Here is a 25521-nt window from a genome sequence, read left to right as displayed (position 1 = left end):
ACGACCACATCGTGGTGAACGTAGGCGTTACCCGGCGTCATACCAAAAGTATGACACGTGGGGGCGTGACGGCCGACACCCTTTCCCGTCGCCCGATCCGACCTCACGCCAGTTCGGCGAACCGTTCGGTGTCGCGCGCCTGCCCGGAGACGATGATCGTGTCGCCGGGAGAGATCACGGTGTCGGCCGTGGCGTAGGTGAATCCCTCCCCCGGTCGCTTGATCGCCACCACCGTCACGCCGTAGCGGCTTCGGATCGTCGTCTGCGACAAAGGCTTTCCTACGGTGAATGCCGGTGCGACCGTCTTGACCATGGCGAAGCCGTCGTCGAACTCGATGTAGTCCATCATCCGCCCACGCACCAGGTGCGCAACGCGTTTGCCCATGTCGTGCTCGGGTCGCACGACGTGATGCACACCGATCTGGGTGAGGATCCGGGCGTGCGCGTTGCTGATCGCCTTGGCCCACACGTTCGGTACCGCCATGTTGATCAACGCCGAGGCCGTGAGGAGGCTCGCCTCGAGGTCGGACCCGATCCCCACGACCGCCCGGCCGTATTCGTGCACCGACAACTGCCGAAGTGATTCCTCGTCGGTGGTGTCGGCGACGGCGGCGTGTGTGAGCCGGCCCGACACCTTCTCGATCACCGCTTCGCTCGCATCGATACCGAGCACCTCGGTGCCCTGAGCCATCAGTTCGAGCGCAAGCGATTTGCCGAATCGTCCGAGCCCCAGGACGACGACGACATCGGCGGCCGGTTTCCTAGCCAATGAAGGGCCTTTCTGTGGGTAGTTCGTAGCGGCGACCACGGTCTCGGGCCGCCAATGCACTGACGAGCGTGATGGGTCCGATCCGGCCCAGATACATCAGCGCCACCAGGATCAGTTGTCCCCAGGACGGCAACTGAGCGGTGATGCCGGTGGACAGCCCCACGGTCGCGAACGCCGAGGTGACCTCGAACAGCAGTACGTCGAGGTCGAATGCGGTACCGGCGAGAAGCACGAGTGTCGGCACCATCACCAGCGCCACACCGATCAACGCCACCGCCAGGGCCTGGCGTTGGAGACGCGGATCGATGCGCCGATCGAACACCGTCACGGACTTCTCGCCCCGGACCTCGGCGGCGATGACGAACAACAGCAGGGCGAACGTCGTGACCTTGATACCGCCGGCGGTGCCGCCGCTCCCGCCTCCGATGAACATCAGTACATCGGTCACCAGCAATGTCGCGTTGTCCACCTGGGCGTAGTCGACGCTGTTGAACCCCGCGGTGCGCGGCATGACGCCCTGGAAGGTGGCCGTGAGCAGCTTCGCGCCCCAATCGTGCCCCTGCAGAGTGTGATTCCATTCGAGCGCCAGGACCAGCAGCGGGCCCACCACCAGAAGCACCGCGGTCACCACCACCGTCAACCGGGTATGCAGCGACCAGCGCTTCCGGTGTCCTCTCAGGTGCCTGCCGAGTTCGAACAGCACCGGAAACCCGATGCCACCGAGGATCACCGCGATCATCAACGGCACACAGATCCACGGATCGGCGGCGAACCCGACGATGTTGTCGCTGTAGAGAGCGAACCCCGCGTTGTTGAACGCCGAGATCGCGTGGAAGACCCCCAGCCACACCGCTCGGGCCGGGGTTTCGTCGTAGCCCACGGCGAAACGGAGCGCCAGGGCCGACGCCACGACGGTTTCGATGAGCACGCTGGTACGCACCACACCGACGACGACACTGCGGACGTCGCCGAGTCCGGACGTACGAACCTCCGCCGCAGCGTTGAGCCGGGCCTTCAGGCCGATCCGGTCGGCCAGCACCAAACCGATCAACGAGGCCATCGTCATGATGCCGAGTCCACCCACCTGGATCAGCCCGACGATCACACCCTGCCCGAATCCGGACCAGTGGGTGGGCGTGTCCACGACGATCAGGCCGGTCAGGCACGTCGCGGAGGTCGCGGTGAACAGCGCCGCCATCACGCCTGCTCCGGTACCCGACTGCGTCGCGGCCGGGGTCAGCAGCAGCACCGTGCCCACCGCGATCGCTGCGGCGAAGCCCAGCGCCACCACCCTGGCCGGGCTGTGCGTCAACCGGTTCGCGAGGCGCCGGATCGGCGCGGACACCACTTCGGTGCGTCTACTCACATCGCCGAACACTAGACCCGCCGGCCGCACGTCCGGAATCTCGGGGGGATCACTGCGGTGTCAGGCGTTCCCGGCCTGTTCGACGGGAACGCATGTCCGCGCACGCCTCACGCCCTGCATCTCGCGAATCCAGAGCCCGAGACCACAGGTGGGGAAGACTGCCCCCAGCACGCACACCGCTTTCCAGCCTCCACCGAAGTACGCGAGGGTGGACAGCACACTCCCGAGCGATCCTGCGAGGAAGTAGCAGGTCATGTAGGCGGTGTTGAGGCGACTTCGAGCGTCGGACCGAAGCGGGTAGATCAGACTCTGGTTGCTGATGTGTGTTCCCTGGATCCCCAGATCGAGCAGTGCGACCCCGATCGCCAGCGCGACGACGTGACGCTCCCCGACGGCGAGCAGCACGAAACTCGCCGCGGTGACGGCGACGAAGAATCCGGTCTGGCGACGCGCATATCCCCGGTCGGCGTCTCGGCGATGGCGCCGACCAGCGGTTGCGCGTAATAGCTGTTGGCCACCACCAACCCCGAGGCAAGGGCCATCACCGCGACGAGTCGGCGATCCATGCGAGGCGTCGAGATATCGGTGCGTGACATGGATCCGATCGTCGAACGCCGTCCACCGATCTGTCCAACAGGATAAATCGATCGATCCCAGAAGTAGAATCGATCAATGGAGTTTCGTCAGCTCCGCCATTTCCTGGCGGTCGTCGAGCACGGTCACTTCACCCGTGCCGCCGAATCCGTGCACCTGTCCCAGTCGGCCCTCAGCGCCTCCGTCCGCGCGCTGGAGAACGAGCTGGGAACACCGTTGTTCGAACGCACCACCCGCTCGGTGGTCCCAACCGATGCCGGCAAGGTGCTCTATCCCTATGCGCAGAGAATGCTCGGGGAAGCACAGGACGCGGTGGCCGCCGTCGGCCGGTTGCGGACCGGAGAACTGGGCACACTGACGCTGGGGACGGTGCAGACGTTCACCGCAGTGGACCTCCCCGCACTGCTGGCGCGCCTGCACGGCAGGTTTCCGGGAATCGGAGTGACGCTGAGAGAAGCGACCACGGACGAACTCTTCGATGCCGTGACCACAGCGGAGCTGGACCTGGCATTCGTCGCACTCGATGCACGCCCGCTCCGGTCGGGGCTGACCGCCCTCCGGACCTACCGTGAGGAACTGACCGTCGTCGCGGCCCGGATCATCCGCTCGCTGCGGTGACGGACATCGAGATGCACGACCTGCAGTCCTGTTCGTTCGTCGATTTCCACGCGGGCACCGGTCTGCAGAGCACGATCGAGTCGTTGTTCGCGGCTGCGGGAGTGCACCGGCACATCACGTTCCGGGTCGGCGACATGGACCGGCTCCTCGAACTGGTCCGCTACGGCCTCGGAGTGACGGTCGTGCCCGAACCGATCGCGCAGCGCAGCGGGCTTCGGCGGATTCGCATGAACACCGGAAACCGGTGCCGCACTCTCGCACTCGTCGGACGCACCAACGCGTCCCCCAGTAGGGCCGCGAGACTCTTGCTCGACCTGCTCACCGATCCGATCGCATGACCCCGGTGCCGAGCGAGTGCTCTCATCCCACCGAGCGTGATTCCAGGGCGATGTCCGAACCGTCCGTCAGGTCCCGCACCTCCGCGTAGCGCTCCCGCACGTGCGGGGTCGGGTCGGCCTCGTAGCGGCGTGTCGCGCCGGATTCCCACGCCGGGGGATCGTCGCCTCCGCGCAGCACCCACGCCGCCTGCCTGGCGGCGCCCCGCGCCACATACTCCCCCGGTTCGGGAACGTCGACAGGCATGCCCAGCACCGCCGGCGCCATCTCGCACACCGCCTGCGAGCGCGCCCCACCGCCGACGAGCAGCACCCGCCGGACCTCGGTGCCCTGCGCCCGGATGTGGTCGATGCCGTCGGCCAGCGAACACAGCAGGCCCTCGAACGCCGCGCGGGCGACATGCGCGGGCGTCGCCGTTCCGAGCCGCAGCCCGTGCAGGGCGCCCGTCGCGCCGGGACGGTTCGGGGTACGCTCCCCTTCCAGATACGGGACCAGCACGAGTCCGTCGCTGCCCGCCGGCGCCGAGAATGCGAGCCGCGTGAGCTCGGTGTGGTCGACCCCGAGCACCGTCGCGGTGGCGTCCAGTACCCGGGCCCCGTTGAGCGTGCACACCAGTGGCAGATGCCGGCCGGTCGCGTCGGCGAATCCCGCGACGTAACCGTCTGCGTCGCGGGCCGGTGTCGTGGACACCGCGCACACCACGCCCGACGTGCCGATCGAGACGACCACATCGCCTTCGCGGACGTCGAGAGCCAGCGCGCTCGCCGCATTGTCGCCGGCCCCCGGACCGAGCAGGGCACCGGCGACCGTCTCCCCGACACTCTCGGCCGGCCCGGCGACCCGAGGGAGGAATGGGCTCGGCCGGCGCAGGGCCTGTTCGAGCAGATCGTGTCGGTAGGTGTCGGTGGATGCGTCGAAGTAGCCGGTGCCGCTCGCGTCACTGCGATCGGTGGCGAGCCGGTCGAGGTCGCGGTCGGTGCGCATCGTCCACGTCAGCCAGTCGTGCGGCAGGCACAACGCCGCCGTGCGGTCGGCATTGCCGGGTTCGTGGTCGGCGAGCCAGCGTGCCTTCGCGACGGTGATCGCGGCGAGCGGGACCACGGCCTCGGCCCACGCGCCCGCGCCACCGGCCTCGTCGACGAGATCGGTCGCTGCCGCTGCGGATCTCGTGTCGTTCCACAACAACGCGTCGCGGACCACGTCGCCGCGCTCGTCGAGGCACACCATGCCGTGCTGCTGCGCTCCCACCGAGATCGCCGAGACGTCGTCGAGTCCGCCCGCTTCCGAACACGCCCGCTCGAAGGCAGCACGCCACTCCAGCGGGTCGACCGCGGTGCCGGACGGATGGGGAGCGCGACCCTCGCGCACGACGGCCCCGGTGTCGGCGTCGCACACGACGACCTTGCAGGACTGGGTGGACGAATCGATCCCGGCGACGAGCGTCATCGCGCCGCCTCCCGGGCCGCGGTGCGGTCGGCCAGCGTGGGCAGGTCGGCACCGGCGCGGGCGACCGTCAGACCGGACGTCCACGCGGCGATGTCGAACACATCGCGCACATCGTCGATCCCAATGCCACGCAGTCGTTCCCGACGGTCGGCCCCGAGGAGACCGCAGGTCCACAATCCGTCGAGCAGACCGGTGGTGAAGGCGTCGCCGGCGCCGACCGTGTCGATCACCTCGACCCGCACGGCGGGTACCTCGACGGTCCCGGCCGCGCACAGCGCCACCGCACCCTGTTCTCCACGGGTCACCGCAACGATCGCCGGCCCTCGCGAGAGCCAGTCCCGCGCGGTGTCGAGGGGATCACGATCGGGCGCGAACCACGTCAGGTCCTCGTCGCTGGCCTTGACCACGTCGGCGAGTGAGACCAGACGTTCGATCCGTTCCCGTCCGCGCGCCGGGTCGTCGATCAGCGCCGGTCGGACGTTCGGATCGAAGCTCACCGTGGATGTTCCCGCCTGCTGCGCAACGAGTTCGGCGACGAGATCGCAGCCGGGTTCGAGCACCGTCGCGATGGACCCGGTGTGCACGAGCACGGCGTCCACCGACGGCGGCGGCTCGACAGGATCCCAGACGATGTCGAATTCGTACGTCGCGGAACCCTTCTCGTCGATCTCCGCCTGCGCGGTCGCCGTGCGCTCGGCTGCAGCGCTCCCCGGCGTCAGCGACACCCCGGAGGCCGCGAGGTGATCGACGATCCGCCGTCCGCGGGCGTCGGTGCCGACGCGTGTCGTGAACTGCACGGGCCGGCCGAGCCGGCCCAGACCGAGCGCGACGTTGAGCGGACTCCCGCCCACGTGCTCGACGGGTTCGGCGCCGCCGCGGTGGACGATGTCGACGAGAGCTTCTCCGACGACGAGGGCGTGGCCGTTCATTCCGGCTCCCCCGGAAGTTCCTTCAGGGTGGCGCGTGCGCCGTCGCTGTGCAGGGCATTGAGCGCCCAGGTGTAGGCGTCGACGAAACGGTGGTTCTGCGCGAGATCACCGAAGACCTCGGCGTTCTCGATGAAGGCGGCGGGATGCGTGAGTTGTCCTCGCGCGATCGGGACGAGCGTGTCGGCGAGCCGGTCGACCACCTCGATCGGTTGTCCCTGTTCGTCGATACCTTCGGCGTAGCGCGCCCACGAAGCGACGATCGCCGCGGACAACCGCACGTGCCCATCGGCGGCAAGGTTCTCCCGGATCACGGGCACCAGCCACTTCGGAATGCGATCGGACGACTCGGCGCACAGGCGTGCGATCGTGTCCCGGATCTCGGAGTTCGCGAACCTCTCGATCAGGGTGGTCTTGTACTCGTCGAGATCGATGCCCGGCACCGGTTTCAGGGTCGGTGTCGCTTCGGTGTCCATGTACGCACGGACGAATCCGGCGAGGAGCGGATCCTGCGCGGCCTCGTGGACGAGGCGGTATCCCATGAGATACGCGAAATAGCAGAGTCCCTGGTGACCGGCGTTGAGCAGACGCAACTTCATCAGCTCGTAGGGAGCGACGTCGTCGACGATCTGGACTCCCGCATTCTCGAAGGGCGGTCGTCCGTCGGCGAAGTCCTCCTCGAGCACCCAGGAGGTGAAGGGTTCGGCGGCGACCGGCCAGCGGTCCTGCACGTCGAAGCGTTCGGAGAGCGCCGAGACCACCTCGTCGGTGGTCGCCGGGGTGATCCGGTCGACCATCGAGTTGGGGAAACGGACGTGCTCGGTGATCCATTCTGCGAGATCGGGATTCAGAAGGCGCGCGTATTCGGTGAAGACGCGACGCGCGACGGTTCCGTTGCCCTCGATGTTGTCGCACGACATCACCGTCGGAGCGCGCAGCCCCCGCTCCCGGCGCCGGGCGAGAGCCTCGGTGACGAGACCGAAGACGGTGGCCGGGGGTTCGCCGGACCGCAGATCGTGTTGCACGGCCGGATCGTCGACGTCGAACTCACCGGTGTCGTGACGGATGTTGTAACCGCCCTCGGTGACGGTCAGCGAGATGATCCGGGTGGTCGGGGCCGCGAGGAGCTCGATGACCGCCTCGGGATCGTCTGGGGCGTAACGATAGTCGATGATGGAGCCGATCACCCGCGGCTCCCAGGTGCCGTCGGGGTGGGTGAGCACCAGCGTGTACAGGTGGTCCTGGACGGCGAGCGCCTCCTGCATACGGCGATCACCGGGGAGCACCCCGACGCCGCAGATACCCCATTCCTTCGCCTTCCCCTGTTCGAGGAGCCGGTCTACGTACATCGCCTGGTGCGCGCGGTGGAATCCGCCCACACCGAAGTGCACGATGCCGACGGAGACGTCGTCCCGACGGTAGGTCGGGACGGGCACACCCAACTCGGGAAGCGTCTGCTCGTTCACGTGCATGGATCTTCAGTCCTTTCCCGCCGGATCGGTCACGTCCACGACGGCCTTGATGTTTCCGGGTGTCCGATCGGATTCGAGTGCGTCGGCGGTCTTGTCGAGGGGGAACCGGGCGGTGACCATCGAGTCGAGATCGACCCGTCCCGCCCCGAGGAGCGCGAGCGCGGTCGGCCACGTGTTCGCGTAGCGGAACACGCCGGTCAGGATCAGTTCGCGGTTCTGGACCCACTGCACCGGCAGGGTCATCGTCTCGGCGCCGGATCCGACGAGGACGACGGTGCCGCCGGGACGGACCGCGCGGATGCCCGAATCGACGGCGGAGGGGGCGCCGGACGCGTCGACGTAGGCGTCCACACGCAGGGCCGACGGGTCGTCGACGCGGGGATCGAGCGCAGCGCTCGCCCCGAACGACAGTGCGGTCTCGCGTCGTCGCTCGTCGAGGTCGGTGACGACGACCTCGACCGCACCGAAGGCGCGCGCGACCTGTGCGACGACGATGCCGACGGGCCCGGCACCGGTGACGAGGACTCGTGAGCCGGCGGTGACACGGGCCTTCCGGACGGCCGCGATACCGACCGACAGCGGCTCGCACAGGGCGGCGGCATCGTCGGACACGGTGTCCGGAACGGGATGCGCGAAGGCCGCCCCGATGGTGACGTACTCGCACAGCGCGCCGTCGACGGGCGGTGTGGCGTAGAAGCGCATGTGCGGGCACAGGTTGTAGTCGCCGCGGCGCGTCTCCTCGGTGAGCGGGTCGGGGCGTTGCGGTTCGATCGAGACCCGCTCGCCGATCCGGCTCTGCGGAACACCGTCCCCGACCGCGACCACGACCCCGGACGCCTCGTGGCCGAGCACGATCGGATCGGTCACGACGAACTCGCCGATACGTCCTTCGCGGTAGTAGTGCGCGTCCGAACCGCACACCCCTACGGTGGTCACCCGGACGAGGACGTCGCCGGGCTCCGGTGCAGGTAGTGGCCTTTCCTGCATCTCGATGCGGCCCGGTTCGAGAAGTACGGCGGCACGCATCGTGTCCGGGAGCGGCGGGCGAACTGTTGTGTGGGTCACACTGTGATGCTAACGTACTGAGCAGATGCACGCACCCCTGAGCAGATGCTCACGAAGCGTCCGAATACTGCTCACACCAAGGAGAGCTCGTGACCGCCCCCGGCCCCACCAACATCCCCGACACGGAGAGCCCGGTATCCACCGATGATCTCCGTCTCGCCGTGCGGGCCGCGACGCTCTACTACCTCGACGGACTCACGCAGGCCGAGGTGGCGCAGCGTCTCGGCGTCTCCCGTCCCACCGCCGGCCGGCTCGTCGCGCGCGCTCGCGCCCAGGGCCTGGTGCGCATCGAGGTCACCGTGCCACCCGCCTGGCGCGACGACCTGCACGCCGAGACCGAACGGGCACTCGAGGAGCGCTACGGACTCGTCGAGGCCGTGGTGGTCGGGCGCCGGGTCGACGACGCGGGTCCGATCGAGGACTCCGCAAGCTTCACCGCCCTCGGGCGCGCCGCCGCCGGCCTGCTCACCCGCCGTCTCCGCCCCTCCGACACCCTCGGATTCACGTGGGGTCCGGAGACCGTCGCCGTGGCACAGGCCATCCCGTCGGGTGTCGCCAGCTGCGCCACGATCGTCCAACTCGACGGCTCCATCTCCATGAGCGCCTACCAGACAGGTACCGAGTTCGTCCTCGGCCGCTGCGCCGAACAGCTTCGGGCGCAACCGCTCCGGCTTCCCGCACCGCTGTACGCCGATCCGTCCACGGTCGCGTCGATGCGCGCCGACTCGTTGATCTCCCGCACGCTCGAGGTCGGGCGCCGCGCGGAGGCGATGATCTTCGGTGTGGGCGCCGTGTCGACCTCGACCACCCTGTTCGAGGGCAGCTTCCTCGACACCACGATGCTCAACGAACTCGACGGCCTCGGTGCGGTCGGTGAGATCGGCGGCCGGTTCTTCCGTGCCGACGGCACCGCCGTGCACGGCGAACTCGAAAGCCGCACCATGTCGGTACCTCTCGACGACGTCCGCGACTGCCCCGCCACGATTCTCGTCACCGGCGGACAGTCCAAGCACCGCGCTGTACTCGGTGCTCTCCGAGGCGGTCTCGCGAACATGCTCGTCTGCGACATCGCGTGCGCCCAGTACCTGCTCGACCATCCCGACCAACGCCCTCGAGAACGGCACCCCGAAGGACGAGGCACCACCGAAATGAGGTAGACCATCGTGCCTACAGCAAGAAGATCCATCCGCGCGGCCGCGGCAGGAGCCGTGGCCCTGAGCGTCGCACTGACCGGTTGTGCCGGTGCAGGATCAATCGGTACGTCCGGCCGCACCGTCACCATCGCGATGGTGTCGAACTCCCAGATGCAGGACGCACAGCAACTCGCGTCGCAGTTCGAGGCCGAGAACCCGGAGATCGACCTGAAGTTCGTCACCCTCTCCGAGAACCAGGCCCGCGCCAAGATCACCGCGTCCACGGCGATGGGCGGTGGCGAGTTCGACGTCGTGATGATCAGCAACTACGAGACTCCCCAGTGGGCGGAGTACGGCTGGCTCACGAATCTGTCACCGTACATCGAGCAGACCGACGGCTACGACGCCGACGACATCATTCCCTCGCTGCGCGAAGCACTCTCGTACGAGGGCGATCTGTACTCGGTGCCCTTCTACGGCGAATCGTCGTTCCTCATGTATCGCAAGGACCTGTTCGAACAGGCCGGCATCATGCTGTCCGACCCGCCGACCTGGACCGAGGTGGCCGAGGCCGCAGCGCAACTCGACAGCCCCGACATCAACGGCATCTGTCTGCGCGGCAAGCCCGGCTGGGGTGAGCTGCTCGCACCGCTCGACACCGTCATCAACACCTTCGGCGGACGGTGGTTCGACGAGAACTGGAACGCACAGCTGAACAGTCCCGAGGTACGCGAAGCGGTGCAGTTCTATGTCGACCTCGTCCGCGAGTACGGTCAGCCCGGTGCCGCGACGAGCGGATTCAGCGAGTGCGCCACGCAACTCGCGCAGGGCCGGGTCGCCATGTGGTACGACTCCACCTCCGCCGTCTCGACCCTCGAGGATCCCGCGTCGAGCAACGTCGTCGGGAAGATCGGCTACGCGGCCGCGCCCGTCCAGGAGAAGGACCCCTCGGGCTGGCTCTACACCTGGTCGCTCGGCATCCCCGCGAGCAGCGAACACACCGAGGACGCCTGGAAGTTCATCTCGTGGATGACCGACCAGCAGTACCTGCGCACCGTCGGCGAGCAACTCGGCTGGGAGCGGGTGCCGCCGGGCAGCCGACTGTCGACCTACGAGATCCCCGAATACGCCGAGGCCGCCGCGGCCTACGGCCCGATCACCCTCGAATCCATCGAGGGAGCCGACCAGCAGAACCCCACGGTCGACCCCGTCCCGTACACGGGCATCCAGTTCGTGGCCATCCCCGAGTTCCAGGATCTCGGCACCCGGGTCAGCCAGCAGATCAGCGCCGCCATCGCCGGACGGCAGAGCGTCGAGGACGCCCTCGACCAGGCACAGAAGTACGCCGAGGCCGTCGGCGCGACCTACCGGGAGAAGACGTCATGACCGCACCTGCAGCGCAGCGTCCCGCACCGGACGCCGACGAGCGCATCCGCGCCGTACGGGAAGCGAAGGAGGAGCAGATCTCCCGCGCCGAGGGATGGCGCCGGCGCGGCCCCCTGCTCCCGGCCCTGATCTTCACGATCGTTGTCACACAGATCCCGTTCCTGTTCACGCTGTACTACTCGACCCAGTCCTGGAACCTCGTCAGCCCCGGCTCCCGCCGGTTCGTCGGACTCCAGAACTACGTCGACGTCTTCCAGGACAGCCAGTTCTGGCAGGTCACCCTGAACACGGTGATCCTCATCGTCGGCACGGTCCTGATCTCCGTGATACTCGGGCTGCTTCTTGCGCTCCTGCTCGACCGGGCGTTCCTCGGCCGCGGTATCGCACGGACCCTGCTCATCACGCCGTTCCTCGTCACCCCGGTCGCCAGTGCACTGATCTGGAAGACGTCGATGTTCGATCCCGTTTTCGGCATCGTCAACTTCGTTCTCTCCCCCTTCGGATTGGGAGAGGTGGACTGGATCAGCCGGTTCCCGCTCCCGGCCGTGATGGTCGCGCTGGTGTGGCAGTGGACGCCGTTCATGATGCTGCTCATCCTCGCCGGCCTGCAGTCGATGCCCCGCGACATCCTCGAGGCCGGCCGCGTCGACGGCGCCGGAGCCTTCGCACTGTTCCGCGAACTGACGCTGCCGCACCTGCGCCGGTTCATCGAACTCGGCACCGTTCTCGGCGCGATCTACCTGGTGAACACGTTCGACGCGATCTACATGATGACCCAGGGCGGACCCGGCACGGCCAGCTCCAACCTGCCGTTCTACATCTACCAGCGCGCGTTCCTCGGCTTCGACATCGGCCAGGCCGCGGCAATGGGTGTCGTGGTCGTCATCGGCACGATCGTCATCGCCACCTTCGCGCTGCGCCTGATCTTCACATCGTTCACCGGCAAGGAGGAAGCGGCATGAGCACCACGGCCACGCAGCCGCAAGCTTCGGACACCACGGCACCCACCGGCCGTGTCATGCGCACGGCCCGGAAGCGCAAGAACCGCAAGTTCAATCCCTGGGGTGTGGTCGCGTGGATCGCCGCCATCGGATTCTTCTTCCCGGTCTTCTGGATGGTGCTCACCGCCTTCAAGCAGGAGGCCGACGCCTACTCCGACCCACCGAAGTTCTTCTTCACCCCCACCCTCGACCAGTTCCGGGCGGTGTTCGAGACCGGAGTGGGCACGGCCCTGCTCAACTCGGCCTTCGCCACGATCGTCTCGACGGTGCTGGTCCTGCTGCTCGGCGTGCCGGCGGCCTTCGCGCTGTCGCTGCGGCCGGTGAAGAAGACCAAGGACGTGCTGTTCTTCTTCATCAGCACGAAGATGCTGCCCATCGTCGCGGCGATCATCCCGCTGTACGTGATCGTCGCGAACGTCGGCCTGCTCGACAACATCTGGGCCCTGATCATCCTGTACACGGCGATGAACCTGCCCATCGCGGTGTGGATGATGCGGTCGTTCTTCCTCGAGGTCCCGGGCGAGCTGCTCGAGGCGGCGAGCATGGACGGCGCGAGCCTGTGGACGGCGGTGCGCGAGCTGATCCTGCCGCTCGTCTCCCCCGGCATCGCTGCGACCGCCCTGATCTGCGTGATCTTCTCGTGGAACGAGTTCTTCTTCGCCGTCAACCTGACCGCTGTTCAGGCGCAGACAATTCCCGTCTTCCTCGTCGGCTTCATCACCGGTGAGGGCCTGTACTGGGCCCGGCTGTCCGCCGCCGCGACGATGGCGGCGCTGCCCGTCGTGCTCGCGGGCTGGCTCGCCCAGAACAAGCTCGTGCGCGGCCTGTCGTTCGGCGCCATCAAGTAGACCCGATTCCTTTTACCAGCAAGGACTTCCATCATGGCCGACATCACCTACCGCAACGCCTCGTGCATCTACGAGAACTCCGACACCTTCGCGGTCGATTCGCTGAACCTCGACATCGAGAACGGTGAGTTCGTGGTCCTCGTCGGACCGTCCGGATCCGGCAAGAGCACCGCGCTGCGCATGCTCGCCGGGCTCGAGGACATCGACGAGGGGTCGATCTCCATCGGCGGCAAGGACATGACCGGTGTGCCGTCGAAGGACCGCGACATCGCGATGGTCTTCCAGAACTACGCGCTGTACCCGAACAAGACGGTCGCCGAGAACATGGGCTTCGCTCTGAAGATGCGCGGTGTGAGCGCGGACGAGCGTCGCCGCAAGGTCGAGGAAGCGGCGAAGATCCTGGACCTGACCCAGTTCCTCGACCGCAAGCCCGCCAAGCTGTCCGGTGGTCAGCGCCAGCGCGTCGCGATGGGACGCGCGATCGTGCGCGAGCCACAGGTGTTCTGCATGGACGAGCCGTTGTCGAACCTCGATGCGAAGCTGCGCGTGCAGACTCGCACCGAGATCGCGGCGCTGCAACGCCGTCTCGGCACCACCACCGTCTACGTCACCCACGACCAGGTCGAGGCGATGACGATGGGCGATCGCGTCGCCGTCCTGAAGAACGGAGTGCTGCAGCAGTTCTCCAGCCCCACCGAACTCTACGACCGTCCCGCCAACGCGTTCGTCGCCGGTTTCATCGGCTCACCGTCGATGAACCTGCTCCGCGCGAAGGTCGTCGACGACGGAGTCGTCGTGGGCAGCACCGTCATCCCCGTCGAACGCGACCGCATCGCGCGACTGCACTCCGCAGGCATCGAGGAGGTCACCGCCGGGATCCGGCCGGAGGACTTCGAGATCGCCGACGAGGGCGTCGAAGCCGTCGTCGAACTCGTCGAGGAACTCGGCAGCGAGTCGTACCTGTACACGCGGGTGCCCGGCACCGGCAATCAGGTGGTCGCGCGGGCCCTCGTCCGCACCCCCGCACGCCTCGCCGACACCGTGCACCTGCGCAAGCGCGAAGGTACGGTGCACCTGTTCCACGTCGACACCGGAGAACGAGTGGGCGACTGACCCGGCGACGGAAGGATCCTCAGTGGGCGAGCAGAAGGAACGGATGCTGGCCGGCGAACTCTACATCGCCGACGACCCCGAACTCGCCGCCGACGCGCTGCGGGCAGCGCTGCTGACCGAGAAGTACAACGCGTCGAGTGCAGCGGATACGGATGCGCGTCGCGCACTCCTCGAGGAGTTGTTCGACTCGATCGGTGACGACGTGGAGATCCGGCCGCCACTGCAGGTGGACTACGGGTATCGGATCACCGTGGGGGACGGGACATTCGTCAACTTCGGCGCGATCATGCTCGACGTCGCGCCGATCACGATCGGCTCGGACGTGCAGATCGGCCCGAACGTGCAACTCCTCACCCCCACTCATCCCCTCGATCCCGATCTCCGCCGCGCGAAGTGGGAATCGGCGCAACCCATCACGATCGGCGACAACGTGTGGCTCGGCGGTGGCGCAATCGTCGGACCGGGCGTCACGATCGGCGAGAACACGGTCGTGGGAGCCGGCGCGGTGGTCACCCGCGACCTGCCGCCGAACGTCGTGGCGACGGGCGTACCTGCTCGGGTGACGCGCCGGCTCTGAGCCGATCGAAGCCACCGCCTCCGAGTCGATCGGAGCGGAACTTGCGTCGATCCCGACGCTCGCTATGCTGCCCCGCATGATCAGTCGCCGCGCACGCCTCGTCAGCTTCGTCGTCGTCGCGGGTGCGGCACTCGTCGCGGCAGGGTGTTCGCGCAGCGTGGAGGGTGAGGCCACCGCATCCGAAGCACCCCCCGAGCCGTCGAGCACCACGGCGACCTCGTCGGCGCCGACCACGACCGCGACCACCACGGCCGCACCGAAGCCGGTCGACCCCGACGACTACGCGGCGACCAGCGAGGGCGTGTACTACTTCGCCTCGCCGGGCGGGCAGTTCGGATGCGCCATCCTCGTCCACACCGCCCCCCTGACGGGCTGCCAGGGCACGATGCCGGCGAGTGCACCCCGGGTCCCCGGCAGCGGCGCGCCCGACGTGCTGGTGCCCGCGAACGCCCTGATGCTCGAAGGGGACGGCCCCGGAGAGTGGGTCAGCATCGGCGACATCGCGTTCACGGATCTCGGAGGTGCCCCGAATACACTGCCTCACGGCAGCACTCTCACCGTTGATCCGTTCACGTGCACCGTCGACGAGAAGACCGCTGTCACGTGCGAGACGGACACCCATGGCTTCACCGTGTCGGAGACCGGTGGCGAGGTGTGGTGACCGCATCGGCGATCAAGGAGCGCGGTCAGGGCAGGTCGTCCCGCGCCATCGGCATCATGAAATCGCCGATCTCGTCCCGCATCCACCACTGGCGCGTCGCGCGTCGTTCGGCGCGCGTGGCGAAGCGGTAGCGGAACAGGCGGGCCCGCACCAGACGGGGCGGTTCGTCCGGGAACGGGTTGTGCCGGAGCAACTTCACGGTGGCCGGATCGTTCTCCAGCAGTTTTCCCGCGAACCGCGGGAACCACCCCGCGGCGTAGTCGCGCGAGATCCCCGCGAACCACATCAACCAGTCCAGACGCAGGTGGTACGGCGCGTACTGACGAGGCCTGCGATACACGTCGCCCGGTTTGCCCTTGAACTCGTACTCGCGCCACTCCGTCGCCGGTGTCACCACCGCATCGGTGGTGCCTTCGACGATCACTTCCCGCCGGGTGCGTGTGACGGTGCCGAACGCGCCGTAGGTGTTCACGAAGTGCCACTTGTTGAACGAGGCGTTCATCGCCTGCCGATGCGACATCAGATTCGACACCGGCCAGTAGCTGAGCACCGCGACCAGCACGGTCAGCGCCACCACGGCGACGGTGAACGCGATCGGTGTCGGACCGTAGGTCGTGGTGGAGTCGATCAGCAACCCGTAGAAGCTGTCGGGCACCACCGACAGCGCGATGACGATGGTGATCCAGTTGAGCCACGCGAAATTGCCGCTCGTCACCAGCCACAACTGCGTGACGATCATGATCAGTGCGGCGATCCCGGCGACCGGTTGCGGCAGGAACAATCCGAACGGCACGACGAGCTGGGTGAAGTGGTTACCCGCCACCTCCACCTTGTGCAGCGGCCGCGGGATCAGGTGGAAGTAGCGGCTGAGCGGGCCGGGCATCGGCTGGGTTTCGTGGTGGTAGTACAGGCACGTCAGATCGCGCCAGCACCGGTCGCCGCGCATCTTGATCAGTCCGGCACCGAACTCCAGGCGAAACAGCAACCAGCGCAGCAGAATCAGCACGAGCAGCGGAGGCGCGGTATCGGCGTTGCCCAGGAAGATCGCGAGCACACCGCCCTCGAGCAGCAGCGACTCCCAGCCGAACGAGTACCAGACCTGGCCGACGTTGACGATCGACAGGTACAGCAGCCACATCACGAACCACACGAGCATGCAGACCACGAGCGGCAACTGCTCGGTGACACCGAGCACCGTCACCACCGACAACACGAGACCCACCGCGGCAACCGCGGTGAACAGAGCGTCGGAGTATCTCCAGTGGAACAGGCTCGGCGACTGCCGGAACGATGTGAGCGCCAGGAAGCGCGGGGCGGGAAGGATGCCGCGTTCGCCGATCAGCGCCCGGAACTGCAGCAGGGCCGCGAGGAAAGCCACGGCGTACAGCACCGCGAGTCCACGGGTGACCAGCAGCCGCCCGATCGTGTACCCGTCCGCGTCCAACCAGTCCATCGCTCGGCTCGTTCGTCGTCTGTCGTGCGCGCCATCTCGAGCATGCCACGTCCGGTTCGCCGACGGAGACAGTGTTGCGACGATGGGTCGACGGGATCGGGCCTCGTCCTCACTCGATACGGGTGCGGAGACCGACCGGCTACACGCGGATCTCCCGCCGCAGCCCACTCGCTCGGAGCACCTGCCGTGCCACGCCCGCGCGTACCGCATCCTCGGTCCCGATGATCCGCACGTGCGACCGCGCACGCGTGATCGCGGTGTACAGCAGTTCGCGGGTGAGCAGCGCCGATCCCGAATCGGGCAGCACCACCGAGACGGTGCCGTACTGACTGCCCTGGCTGCGGTGGATCGTCATCGCGTAGACGGTGCTCACCGCCGGGAGCTGACTCGGGCGCAGTTCGAACGGCGTCTCGCCGCGTGCGAACGCCGCGACGAGTTCGTCGCCGCGCCGCACGACCACGCCGGTGTCGCCGTTGTAGATCTGCATGTCATGGTCGTTCGCGGTGACGAGCAACGGCCGGCCCGGATACCAGCTCTCGGGATCGAGTCGCTGCCCCGCGGCCTCCCCGATCCACTCGGCGGCCTGCCGCGCCCACCACTGCACGCCGGCCGGGCCGTCGCGGTGCGCGCACAGCAACCGATGTTCCTCGAACCGCTTCAGCGCCGTCTCGACGTCCCCCGTCTCGGCGGACTTGGTGACCTCGGCGGCGGAGCGGACGATGTCGTCGCGTAGGGCGTCGAGGTCGGAGGGGGCCACGAACGAGACCTCCGGGTCGCCCCTGCGCAGGATGTCGAGCACCTCGTCGCCGGCGCCCTTGCGGACGGCCACCGCCAGCTCGGCGATCGCACCACCGAAGCGGCGGCCGCGGCTCAGCCGCACGACACCGCCACCGAGCCGGGCGCGTTGGGCCGGAGTGAAGGCCGCCTCGGCGGGGTCGTCGGCGGCCGCCACATCGCGGGCGACGACCCGTTCGAAGACCGGATCGAGGGTGCCGCTGACCGGGCGCCCCACGAGGTCGGCAAGCACAGCACCGGCGTCGACCGAGGCGAGCTGGTCGGGGTCGCCCACGAGGACGAGCCGGGTGTCGGGCCGCACCGCCTCGAGCAGGCGGCACATCATCGTCAGCGACACCATCGACGTCTCGTCGACGACGATCACGTCGTACGGCAGGTGGTTGCCCGCGTGGTAGCGGAAGCGGGTGCGGCCGCGCTGCCAGCCGAGCATCCGGTGCACGGTCATGGCGGTGAGATTCGGCGGCAGACCCAGCTCGGTCTCCTGCTCGCGCACCGATTCCTGGAGGCGCGCAGCGGCCTTGCCGGTGGGAGCGGCCAGGCCGATGCGCAGTTCGTGTCCGTACAGGCGGGTGAGCAGCGCGAGGATCCGCGCCACGGTGTGGGTCTTGCCGGTGCCCGGCCCGCCCGCGATCACCGTGGTCGGTCGGGTGGCGGCGAGTGCCGCCGCGACGCGCTGACGATCGGGTGCCGGCGCGGGCCGGGAGGGATCGTCGGGATGGTGGAACAGCTCGTCGAGTGTCGCCGCGATGCGCTCCTCGTCGAGGTCGGGGAACGTCGCCGTGCGCTCGGCGAGCACCCGGCGGATCGTCTGCTCCTGCCGGAAGTACCGGTCGAGATACAGCAGCGGACCTTCCGCGGTATCGACGAGACGCAGCGGACGCAGAGGTCCGCGGTCGCCACCGACCACGAGGGGGCTGCGACGCAGCGCCGCGAGCACGTCCTCGTCGCGAGGCCACGGCAGGCTCGCGGGGTCGACGACGGGATGGCCGTCCGCGTCCTCGTCGACCGTGACCTCGCGGAAACGGGTGAGGTCGAGGCACACCGACCCGGATCGCACGGCACGCACTGCCAGCGCGGTGGCGAGATGCACGTGCGGGTCGTCCTCGCCGCCGAGCGCCGCGAGTCGCAGGGCGACGTGCACGTCGGCGGCGGAGAGTGCGCCCACCTCGTTGAACTGCCGCAGAGCGCCCTTGCCGCGCTGGGCGATCCGAACGTCGGTCATGGACTCGATCACGAAATCATGGCCTTTCCGGCGAGGAGGTCGGACAGGTCGGTGACGAGATCGGCCGGCGGATGCCAGTCGAACACGCCGCTGCCGGGTGGACTGTCCGGTCCGGCCATGCCGCGGACGAACAGGTACTGCACACCACCGAGGTGGACGTGCGGGTCGTAGTCGCGCATCCGCCACCGCAGATAACGGTGCAGGGCAACGGAATAGAGCAGAGCCTGCATCGGATAGTGCGCGCGGAGCATCTCCGCCGCCATCGACTCGCGGGTGTAGTGGGCGGTGGTCAGTTCGTCGACGGGCGCGAGCCGGTTGGTCTTGTAGTCGACGACGACGAATCGCGGACCGTCGGTGCGCAGCACGGCGTCGATACTGCCGTTGAGGTAACCCCGCAGCGGCACGGACTCGAGGGTGCGCACCAGATCGGCGTAGGTCGCCATCGGATCGTCGGCGGGCAGGTGCCGGCGCAGCAACCCACCGACCGCGTCGAGGGTGACGGTGACGGGCACCGGGCTGTCGCCTCCGGTGAGCGGCAACTCGAAGTCGAGTTCGGAGAGCCGGTCGGACGGCGTGAAGTCGGCGAGGGTCCGGCCGAGTGGCCCGAGCGGGGTGCGCATCACCGGGAGCAACGCCGCCGCGAGCTGGACGGGGTCGATCGGCGACATCTGGCGTCGCACCGTCTCGTGGCAGCAGTCGAGTAGTTCGGCCTCGAGGTCGGCGGCGGAGGTGTCGACGACCTCGAGGACGGCGTGCACCAGCGTGCCGAAGATCGTGCCGCCGGGCAGTCCGTTCATCGGTGACGGAATGCCTTCGCGCGCCGCTTCCGGTGCGCTCAGCGGAGGCTCGGCAGGCTCGTCGGTCGTCACCGGTTCCTCCACCTCACCGCTCACCACGGGCGCATCGTGCACCGAGGCGGTGAGCGCCGAATAGGAGGTCCTGCGCCAGTTCTCGTCGACGACCCGATCGAAGCGCGCGGCGGCGAGTGGGCCGGTCTCCACGCGGGGGCGGGTCCAGCGCAACACCGGAATCGGGTGCGGCCCGACTGCTTCGGCGGCGATGACCCCGTCGGCGCGCGCGGCCCACCGGTCGAATTCCTCGGCCATGGCCTCGTCGTGGCCGATCCGGCCTTCCGCGGAGACCTCTGCCGAACCGGGATCGCGGGCGAACAGCAATCGGTGCAGCGGAGACCGCGAGGTGGGGGTGGACGGCGCCCACCAGAGGGTGAGCGCACACTGCGCGCGCGTCACCGCCACGTACAGCAGGCGCAGTTCCTCTCCCGCCTCCTCGAGTTCGTGCTGACGCCGCCGCGCGACATAACCGGGACCGCTCTTGCCGCCCACATCGAGGATGCGTCGGCCGTTCTCGTGCAGCAGCAGCTTGTCGGGCTCGGGGTTCTTCGCGGCATCCCACCCGTACGGGACGTGGACGACGGGGAATTCGAGTCCCTTGCTGCCGTGCACGGTGAGGATCTGGACCGCCGCGGCGTCGCTGTCGAGGCGCCGGATCCGGTCGGCTCCACCTCGGTCGGGGTCGTTGATGCGATCCTCGAGCCAGCGGGTGAGTGCGGCCAGCCCCAGCGACTGTGCCGAGGCGACGTCCTCGAGCAGCTGTGCGACGTGCCGGATGTCTGTGAGGGTGCGTTCCCCGGACGGCTGATCGAGGAGGCGGGCCTCGACCGAACCGAAGGACGCGAGGCGTTCGAAGACGGCGGCGAAGCCGGTGCGGGCGTAGACGTCGTTCAGTTCGCGGAGCAGTCCGCCGACCTCCACGACCAGCGCTTCGCCCTCCGAATCGATGTCGGTCATCGTGCGGCCGAGCAGCGGGGTGAGCGCGGCGAGCCGGACGCGATCGGCGCGATGGGGCTGCTCGAGCGCATAGAGAACCCACAGCCAGTGCTGTGCGGACGGTGTGGCGAACACACTCGTGCCCCCGGCGACCACGCACGGCACGTTCGCCTTCGTCAGCGCGTCGTGGACGAGCGTCACCTGTTTGTGTTTGCGCACGAGGACCGCGATGTGCCCGGGTTGCACACGCTCGGGCCCGGAACCGAGGTCGACGGTGACGTTCTCGTCGTCGAGCAGGCGCACGATGTCGGCCGCCACGTCGCGAGCGACCCGCCCACGTAAGCCGTCGAGGTTCTGCGGGAAACCCCAGTCGTTGAGCGGACCGGCACCGGCGCGGGGCAGGTGACGCACCCGCAGGGGCGCGATACCCGAGAGCCGGGAATCGGCGGCTGCCGCCTTCACCGGGTTCACCACGATGCGGGGATCACCGAGAGCCGCACCGAGATGGACGTGTTCGAGCGCCCGGACGAGATCGCCGTCGCTGCGCCAATTGGTGGTCAGCTCGCAGTAGGTGTCGGATTCGGAGACGGCGTCGAGATAGCTGAGCACCTCCGCGCCGCGGAAGGCGTAGATCGCCTGTTTCGGGTCGCCGACGAGCACGAGCGTGCTGTGCCCGTGGAACGCCCGGCGCAGGATCTCCCACTGCTTGGGGTCGGTGTCCTGGAACTCGTCGACGAGGACGACGGAGAAGCGCGCACGCATCCGCCGGCAGGCGGCGTCGCCGTGCTCCGGATCGCCGAGCACCGCGTGCAGTAGGGACAACTGGTCGTCGAAGTCGCGCAGTCCGAGCCGGCGCTTGCGCCGTTCGACCTCCTCGCGGACCGCACGCGCGAATTCCACACGCTCGCCTGCCGCGGTGCCGTCGGCGTCGTTCGGTGCGAGTTCGGCCTGCGGGTCGAAGATTGCCTCCTTCGCGGCGACGGCCGCCTCGGCGTAGGTGATGGGGGCCTGTCCCCTGCCGTAGCGCCGCAGGTAGAGATCGTCGACGACCTCCACCCGCAGGTCGTCGACGTCCTCGACGACCGTGACGTCGGGTTCGCGTTCACCGGCGATCCCGAGTTCGTCGAGCATGCGGCGGCAGAAGCCGTGCGTGGTGGAAATGGTGCCGGAGTCGAAGTCGGACAACGCCTGTCGTAGGCGGGCCCGCCGCGCGTCGACGTCCTCGCTCGCGAGATGACGGACGAGCATGTCGGTGCTCGCCCGCGCACTCTCGGGATCGGCGAGGGCGGTGGCGACCTGCGCGAACCGGTTCCGGGTACGTTCGCGCAGTTCCTGCGTCGCAGCCCGGCTGAAGGTGACGAGCAGCAGATCCGACAGGTGGGCGCGCCCTTCGGCGACGAACCGGGTGGCGAGCCCGACGATCGCGTACGTCTTCCCCGTTCCCGCGCTGGCCTCGAGAACGGTGGTGCCGCTCGGGAGCCGGCCGAGCAGATCGAAGCCTGCCGGCGGCGGACCGCCCGCGGCGCGCGGATCGGTGATGGCGGTATCGGGCACGCTGCGTCCTTCTCTCACGGGCGTCCCTGGTTCTCGGAGGCGAGCAGGGGTTCCCACAACCGTCGGGCGAGCACACCGAAACGGGTGGGGTCGTCGAACCAGCCGGCCTCGACACCCTCCGGTGCGTCGGCGGTGAGCTGCCCGAACGTGACGTCGGGCCCGTACAGATACTGCACGTGACGGTCCTTGCCGTCGCCGAACGCGCCACCGAACGCCTTCCCGGCGGCCGACAGTGCCATCTCCACGGAATCACCGCGGTGGCGGCGATCGGCGTACTCGGCCGACGCGCCCGTCACGAGCGGCAGCGGCCGGCACAGTCCACGATCGCGCAGATCGACGAGTGCGGCGAGCAGCGCGACGGGATCGGCGGGAGCCAGAAGGGTCGAGCGCCAGGCCGGATACGAGCGCGAACGGCTGCGCCCGGTGGTCACCGCACGCCACTGTCCGGGATGACCCGAGGCGACGACGGCGAGCAACCGGATCCATGCTTCCAGCCGGTGTTTCGGGGACAGCTTGGAATAGGTGCTGCGGGCCAGTACCTCGCCGTGTACACCTCCGACGGTGCCGGTGAGCCGACGACCGTCGCCGAGATCGACGCGGATGTCGACGGTGCGGGCCTGCCCGGTGTGCACACCGGCGCAGGCGTGCACGAGGCGGTCGACGTTGTCGCTCACCGCGTCGAGGGTCCTGCGGCCGAGCGCGAACGGCGGGAGCGTGCCGCGACGCCATTCCGCGTCCTGGAAGGCACCCGCGGACATGCCCGCCAATCGCGCTTCGAGCATGCGGTCGCCCAGTTGCCACTGGGCGAGACCGTCGAGTTCGACGTCGAGTGCGTCGGCGATGCCCTCGTCGGTGTCGGGGATCCGCAGACCGAGTCGCTGCCGGAGGAATCCCTGGGTCGGATGTGTCAGGAAGGAAACGAGTTCGTCGAGATCGACATCGGTGCGTGCCGGGGCCGGAAGGTCGTCGACGAGGAGCGCACCCGACCGGTCGCGCTCCACCGAACCTTCTTGTCCGGCACGGGCTCCCGCGAGTGCGGTGACACCGAACCCGAACGGGTCGTCGGCCCGGAAATTGCGCGGATCGAAGGGCTGCAGGGGATGTCGCCGCACGATGCGCTCGTCGTCGACGTCGACTCCCGTCATCGTCGACACCACGTCGCGCACCTCGGTGAGCGGAATCGCCGGTGGGCGCAGTGCTCCGGTGACGGCGTCGGCGCCGGTGTGGAACAACAGCACACGCTCCTCCGCGGCCATCAGCGCGTCGAGCAGCAGCTGCCGGTCCTCGCTGCGCGGATCACGCTCTCCCACACAGGGATTCTGGGTCAGGACATCGTCGCCGTCGATGTGGGCCGTGCGGGGGAAGACGTCGTCGTCGAGACCGAGGAGAACTACCACGCGATGGGGCACCGAGCGCATCGGCACCATCGTGCACACGGTCAGTTCGCCGGTACGGAAGTTCGAGCGCGACGGACGCCCGGCGAGCCGGGAGGAGAGCATGGACCGGACGTCGCTCAGGGACAACTGCGTGTCGCCGGCGTGCGCGACGGCGTCGCCGATCTCGCGCCGCGCGCGGGTGAGCTGCCATGTATCGGCGGCGGGAACGTCGGCGAGCAGATCGATGCCGTAACCGAGTTCGTCCGACCACCGCCCCGCCGGGTGCGGGCCGCGCAGCCGGAGCAGCACCACCGTCAGCCGGTCGATGAACTCGGCGAACCGCCCGGCGAGGTCGATGTCGTTGCTGTCGACGTCGTCGAGGGGCAGCGACAGGGACAGCCACTCCCCGTCCGCGCCGTCTGCGGCGACACCGAGCAGGATACGGTCGAGTGCCGCACCGAAAGTGTTCTGCATGAAGTCGCCGAGACCGAAACTCTTGCGCTGCCACGGGCCGAGACCCCAACGGGCACCGGTCTCGGTGGTCCACTCCTGCAGGCGTTCGAGTTCGTCGTCGTCGAATCCGAACTTGCGGCGCACCGGAGCCGACGCGGCGAGGTCGAGGACTTCGCTGGCGGTGACCCGGCCGTCGGCGAGCGCGAGCAGTTCGGACACCACCGCAAGGATCGGATCGGTGCGGCGCAGGCCGCGATCGGCGAGACGGACCCGCAGCGTGTGGCCGGGATGCTCGCCGACCCCGGCACCGAAGGCGGCATGGACGAGCGGCGCGTACGTCTCGACGTCGGGGCACATGACGACGACGTCGCGCGGTTCGAGCGTGGGGTCATCGCGGAACAGGTGCAGCAGGCACTCTCGGAGCACCTCGACCTGCCGGGTGGGGCCGTGGCAGGCATGGATCATCACGGTCCCGTCGGGCGCGGCCGATCCGTGTGCGGGGGCGCGGTCGTCGCGGAGATCGGCCTGCAACCGGCCGAGGAGCGTCGCCGGCGGCCGGGGTGAGGGATGCGGAAGGTCGGTGCACTCGAGGCCGGAGAGCCGGCTCTGAAGTTCGCGCACGTCGCGGCCGAGCGCGGCCAGCAGCGGGTGCTGCACCCCGAGAGCGCTGTGGTCGTCGGCGCGACGCATCGACTCCGGACGCCGGGTCAGTCCGTCCCACATCACCGGGCTCGGATGCGGAAGCCAGATGTGCACGTCGCGGTGGTGCCCGAGCGCGGTCAGCACCTCGACGAGGACGGTGTCGAGGCGGGTGGGACCGAAGATCGAGAGTCGTTCGGGCAGGTCGACGACGTCGGGGTCGTCTCGCAGCCGGCCGCACAGTTCGTCGAGTCGCTGCGACGGGCTGTCGACGCCGCTGCGGGCGCGCAGCCGTCGCCACAGCTCGGCTTGCCAACGCAGATGGTCGTCGAGAGGCGCACCCGTGCCGTCGGTGTCGTTCCCCGCCGCCCACTGGGAGATCATCCCGGGGCGCTGGAGTCCGTAACTGCGGAGAAGGCCGGCGAGATGCGCTGCGGTGGCGTACCGGCGTCCGGCCCGGTGGTCGTCGGCGCCGTGACCGAGATGCCGCGCGAGGGTGGCGCACCACGGTTCGCCGACGCACTCGTCGATCACCCCGAGCAGCGACCACAACATGCGGGAGGGATGCCACGGATCGTCGTCGGCGGTGATGCCGGAGGCCGCGGCGAGCGCTTCGTCGACGAGGCGGGACGGGGACGGGAAATCGATGTTGGCGGCCACCCCGTCGCCGGCGGAGGAACCGAGCATTCCCGACAACCGCTGGGTGAGCCATCTTTCGACACCGCGCGCGGGCACCGCGACGACCTCCCGCGCGAACGGATCGTCGAGGGGCTCGGCGAGCACCTCGGCCAGCGCATCCGCCAGGATGCCGGTGCGCTCGGCACGGTGCAGTATCAGCACGCGTCGCTCCCCCTCGTCGTCGCTCGTTCCCGTCCGGTACGGCTTATCACACCGCCCGGACAGGCGACTGCGTCGCAGGTCGCGAGTGCTC

The 25521-nt window shown here is 68.7% G+C and carries 18 protein-coding genes and 1 pseudogene; 8 read left to right on the top strand and 11 right to left on the bottom strand.

Annotated features, from left to right (window positions below; all coding sequences use genetic code 11):
• Positions 1–103: 103 nt before the first annotated feature.
• From ACQR3U_RS06850 to ACQR3U_RS06840, 3 genes are all read right to left on the bottom strand, one after another.
• On the bottom strand, positions 104–769 hold the full coding sequence (locus ACQR3U_RS06850; RefSeq protein WP_230810051.1) for a potassium channel family protein: 666 nt from the start codon (positions 767–769) through the stop codon (positions 104–106).
• A complete protein-coding gene (locus ACQR3U_RS06845) occupies positions 762–2117 on the bottom strand; it encodes a TrkH family potassium uptake protein (RefSeq protein ID WP_064060661.1) in 1356 nt (451 codons plus the stop codon). The genes ACQR3U_RS06850 and ACQR3U_RS06845 overlap by 8 nt, the downstream gene beginning before the upstream one ends.
• 78 nt (positions 2118–2195) lie before the next feature.
• Entirely contained in the window at positions 2196–2540 is a 345-nt protein-coding gene (locus tag ACQR3U_RS06840; RefSeq protein ID WP_230810050.1) for a hypothetical protein, read from the bottom strand.
• Between the two features lie 267 nt (positions 2541–2807).
• Between ACQR3U_RS06840 and ACQR3U_RS06835 the strand changes: the two are divergent.
• Positions 2808–3685, top strand: a pseudogene (locus tag ACQR3U_RS06835) (LysR family transcriptional regulator).
• A gap of 22 nt (positions 3686–3707) precedes the next feature.
• Here the strand turns inward: ACQR3U_RS06835 and ACQR3U_RS06830 are convergent.
• The 4 genes from ACQR3U_RS06830 to ACQR3U_RS06815 are packed head-to-tail and all read right to left on the bottom strand — an operon-like array spanning position 3708 to position 8553.
• Positions 3708–5129 (bottom strand): xylulokinase, encoded by a 1422-nt coding sequence (locus ACQR3U_RS06830; RefSeq protein ID WP_230810047.1) that lies wholly within the window; start codon positions 5127–5129, stop codon positions 3708–3710.
• The gene (locus tag ACQR3U_RS06825; RefSeq protein ID WP_230810046.1) at positions 5126–6058 is read right to left on the bottom strand and encodes a carbohydrate kinase family protein; all 933 of its coding nucleotides are present in this window, start codon (positions 6056–6058) and stop codon (positions 5126–5128) included. Before ACQR3U_RS06825 ends, ACQR3U_RS06830 begins: the two co-directional genes overlap by 4 nt.
• Positions 6055–7527 (bottom strand): mannitol dehydrogenase family protein, encoded by a 1473-nt coding sequence (locus ACQR3U_RS06820; protein WP_230810045.1) that lies wholly within the window; start codon positions 7525–7527, stop codon positions 6055–6057. The genes ACQR3U_RS06825 and ACQR3U_RS06820 overlap by 4 nt, the downstream gene beginning before the upstream one ends.
• Positions 7528–7533: 6 nt before the next feature.
• Positions 7534–8553 carry an NAD(P)-dependent alcohol dehydrogenase gene (locus ACQR3U_RS06815; RefSeq protein WP_024103315.1) on the bottom strand — a complete coding sequence of 340 codons (1020 nt, stop codon included), beginning with the start codon at positions 8551–8553 and terminating at the stop codon, positions 7534–7536.
• A 128-nt stretch (positions 8554–8681) separates the two neighbouring features.
• Here ACQR3U_RS06815 and ACQR3U_RS06810 point away from each other — a divergent pair, with 128 nt between their 5' ends.
• From ACQR3U_RS06810 to ACQR3U_RS06780, 7 genes are all read left to right on the top strand, one after another.
• Positions 8682–9749 (top strand): sugar-binding transcriptional regulator, encoded by a 1068-nt coding sequence (locus tag ACQR3U_RS06810; protein WP_230810044.1) that lies wholly within the window; start codon positions 8682–8684, stop codon positions 9747–9749.
• Positions 9750–9800: 51 nt separating this feature from the next.
• Entirely contained in the window at positions 9801–11111 is a 1311-nt protein-coding gene (locus tag ACQR3U_RS06805) for an ABC transporter substrate-binding protein (protein WP_231780982.1), read from the top strand.
• Positions 11108–12073 carry a carbohydrate ABC transporter permease gene (locus ACQR3U_RS06800; RefSeq protein ID WP_006550640.1) on the top strand — a complete coding sequence of 322 codons (966 nt, stop codon included), beginning with the start codon at positions 11108–11110 and terminating at the stop codon, positions 12071–12073. Before ACQR3U_RS06805 ends, ACQR3U_RS06800 begins: the two co-directional genes overlap by 4 nt.
• Positions 12070–12960 (top strand): carbohydrate ABC transporter permease, encoded by an 891-nt coding sequence (locus tag ACQR3U_RS06795; protein ID WP_006550641.1) that lies wholly within the window; start codon positions 12070–12072, stop codon positions 12958–12960. Before ACQR3U_RS06800 ends, ACQR3U_RS06795 begins: the two co-directional genes overlap by 4 nt.
• A gap of 33 nt (positions 12961–12993) precedes the next feature.
• Positions 12994–14073: an ABC transporter ATP-binding protein gene (locus tag ACQR3U_RS06790; RefSeq protein ID WP_006550642.1), complete on the top strand. Its 1080-nt coding sequence runs from the start codon at positions 12994–12996 to the stop codon at positions 14071–14073.
• A 22-nt stretch (positions 14074–14095) separates the two neighbouring features.
• Complete coding sequence (locus ACQR3U_RS06785; RefSeq protein ID WP_033097265.1) at positions 14096–14650, top strand: sugar O-acetyltransferase; 555 nt, start codon at positions 14096–14098, stop codon at positions 14648–14650.
• Between the two features lie 76 nt (positions 14651–14726).
• Positions 14727–15311, top strand: a complete 585-nt coding sequence (locus tag ACQR3U_RS06780; RefSeq protein WP_228044938.1) for a hypothetical protein — start codon at positions 14727–14729, stop codon at positions 15309–15311.
• A gap of 25 nt (positions 15312–15336) precedes the next feature.
• Here ACQR3U_RS06780 and ACQR3U_RS06775 read toward each other — a convergent pair whose 3' ends face one another.
• The 4 genes from ACQR3U_RS06775 to recC form a co-directional block, all read right to left on the bottom strand.
• Entirely contained in the window at positions 15337–16764 is a 1428-nt protein-coding gene (locus ACQR3U_RS06775) for a lipase maturation factor family protein (RefSeq protein WP_019287997.1), read from the bottom strand.
• 139 nt (positions 16765–16903) lie between these two features.
• Positions 16904–18781, bottom strand: a complete 1878-nt coding sequence (gene recD, locus ACQR3U_RS06770) for an exodeoxyribonuclease V subunit alpha (RefSeq protein ID WP_024103308.1) — start codon at positions 18779–18781, stop codon at positions 16904–16906.
• Positions 18782–18789: 8 nt separating this feature from the next.
• Positions 18790–22122, bottom strand: coding sequence for a UvrD-helicase domain-containing protein (locus tag ACQR3U_RS06765; protein WP_006550647.1), 3333 nt, complete (start codon positions 22120–22122; stop codon positions 18790–18792).
• A gap of 14 nt (positions 22123–22136) precedes the next feature.
• Positions 22137–25430: an exodeoxyribonuclease V subunit gamma gene (gene recC, locus ACQR3U_RS06760; protein WP_230810042.1), complete on the bottom strand. Its 3294-nt coding sequence runs from the start codon at positions 25428–25430 to the stop codon at positions 22137–22139.
• Positions 25431–25521 lie beyond the last annotated feature (91 nt).

Origin of the sequence: Rhodococcus sp. IEGM1339 (genome assembly GCF_050321925.1) — a bacterium.
Classification (GTDB): domain Bacteria; phylum Actinomycetota; class Actinomycetes; order Mycobacteriales; family Mycobacteriaceae; genus Rhodococcus; species Rhodococcus pyridinivorans.
This window is presented reverse-complemented; position numbering and strand designations above follow the sequence as displayed.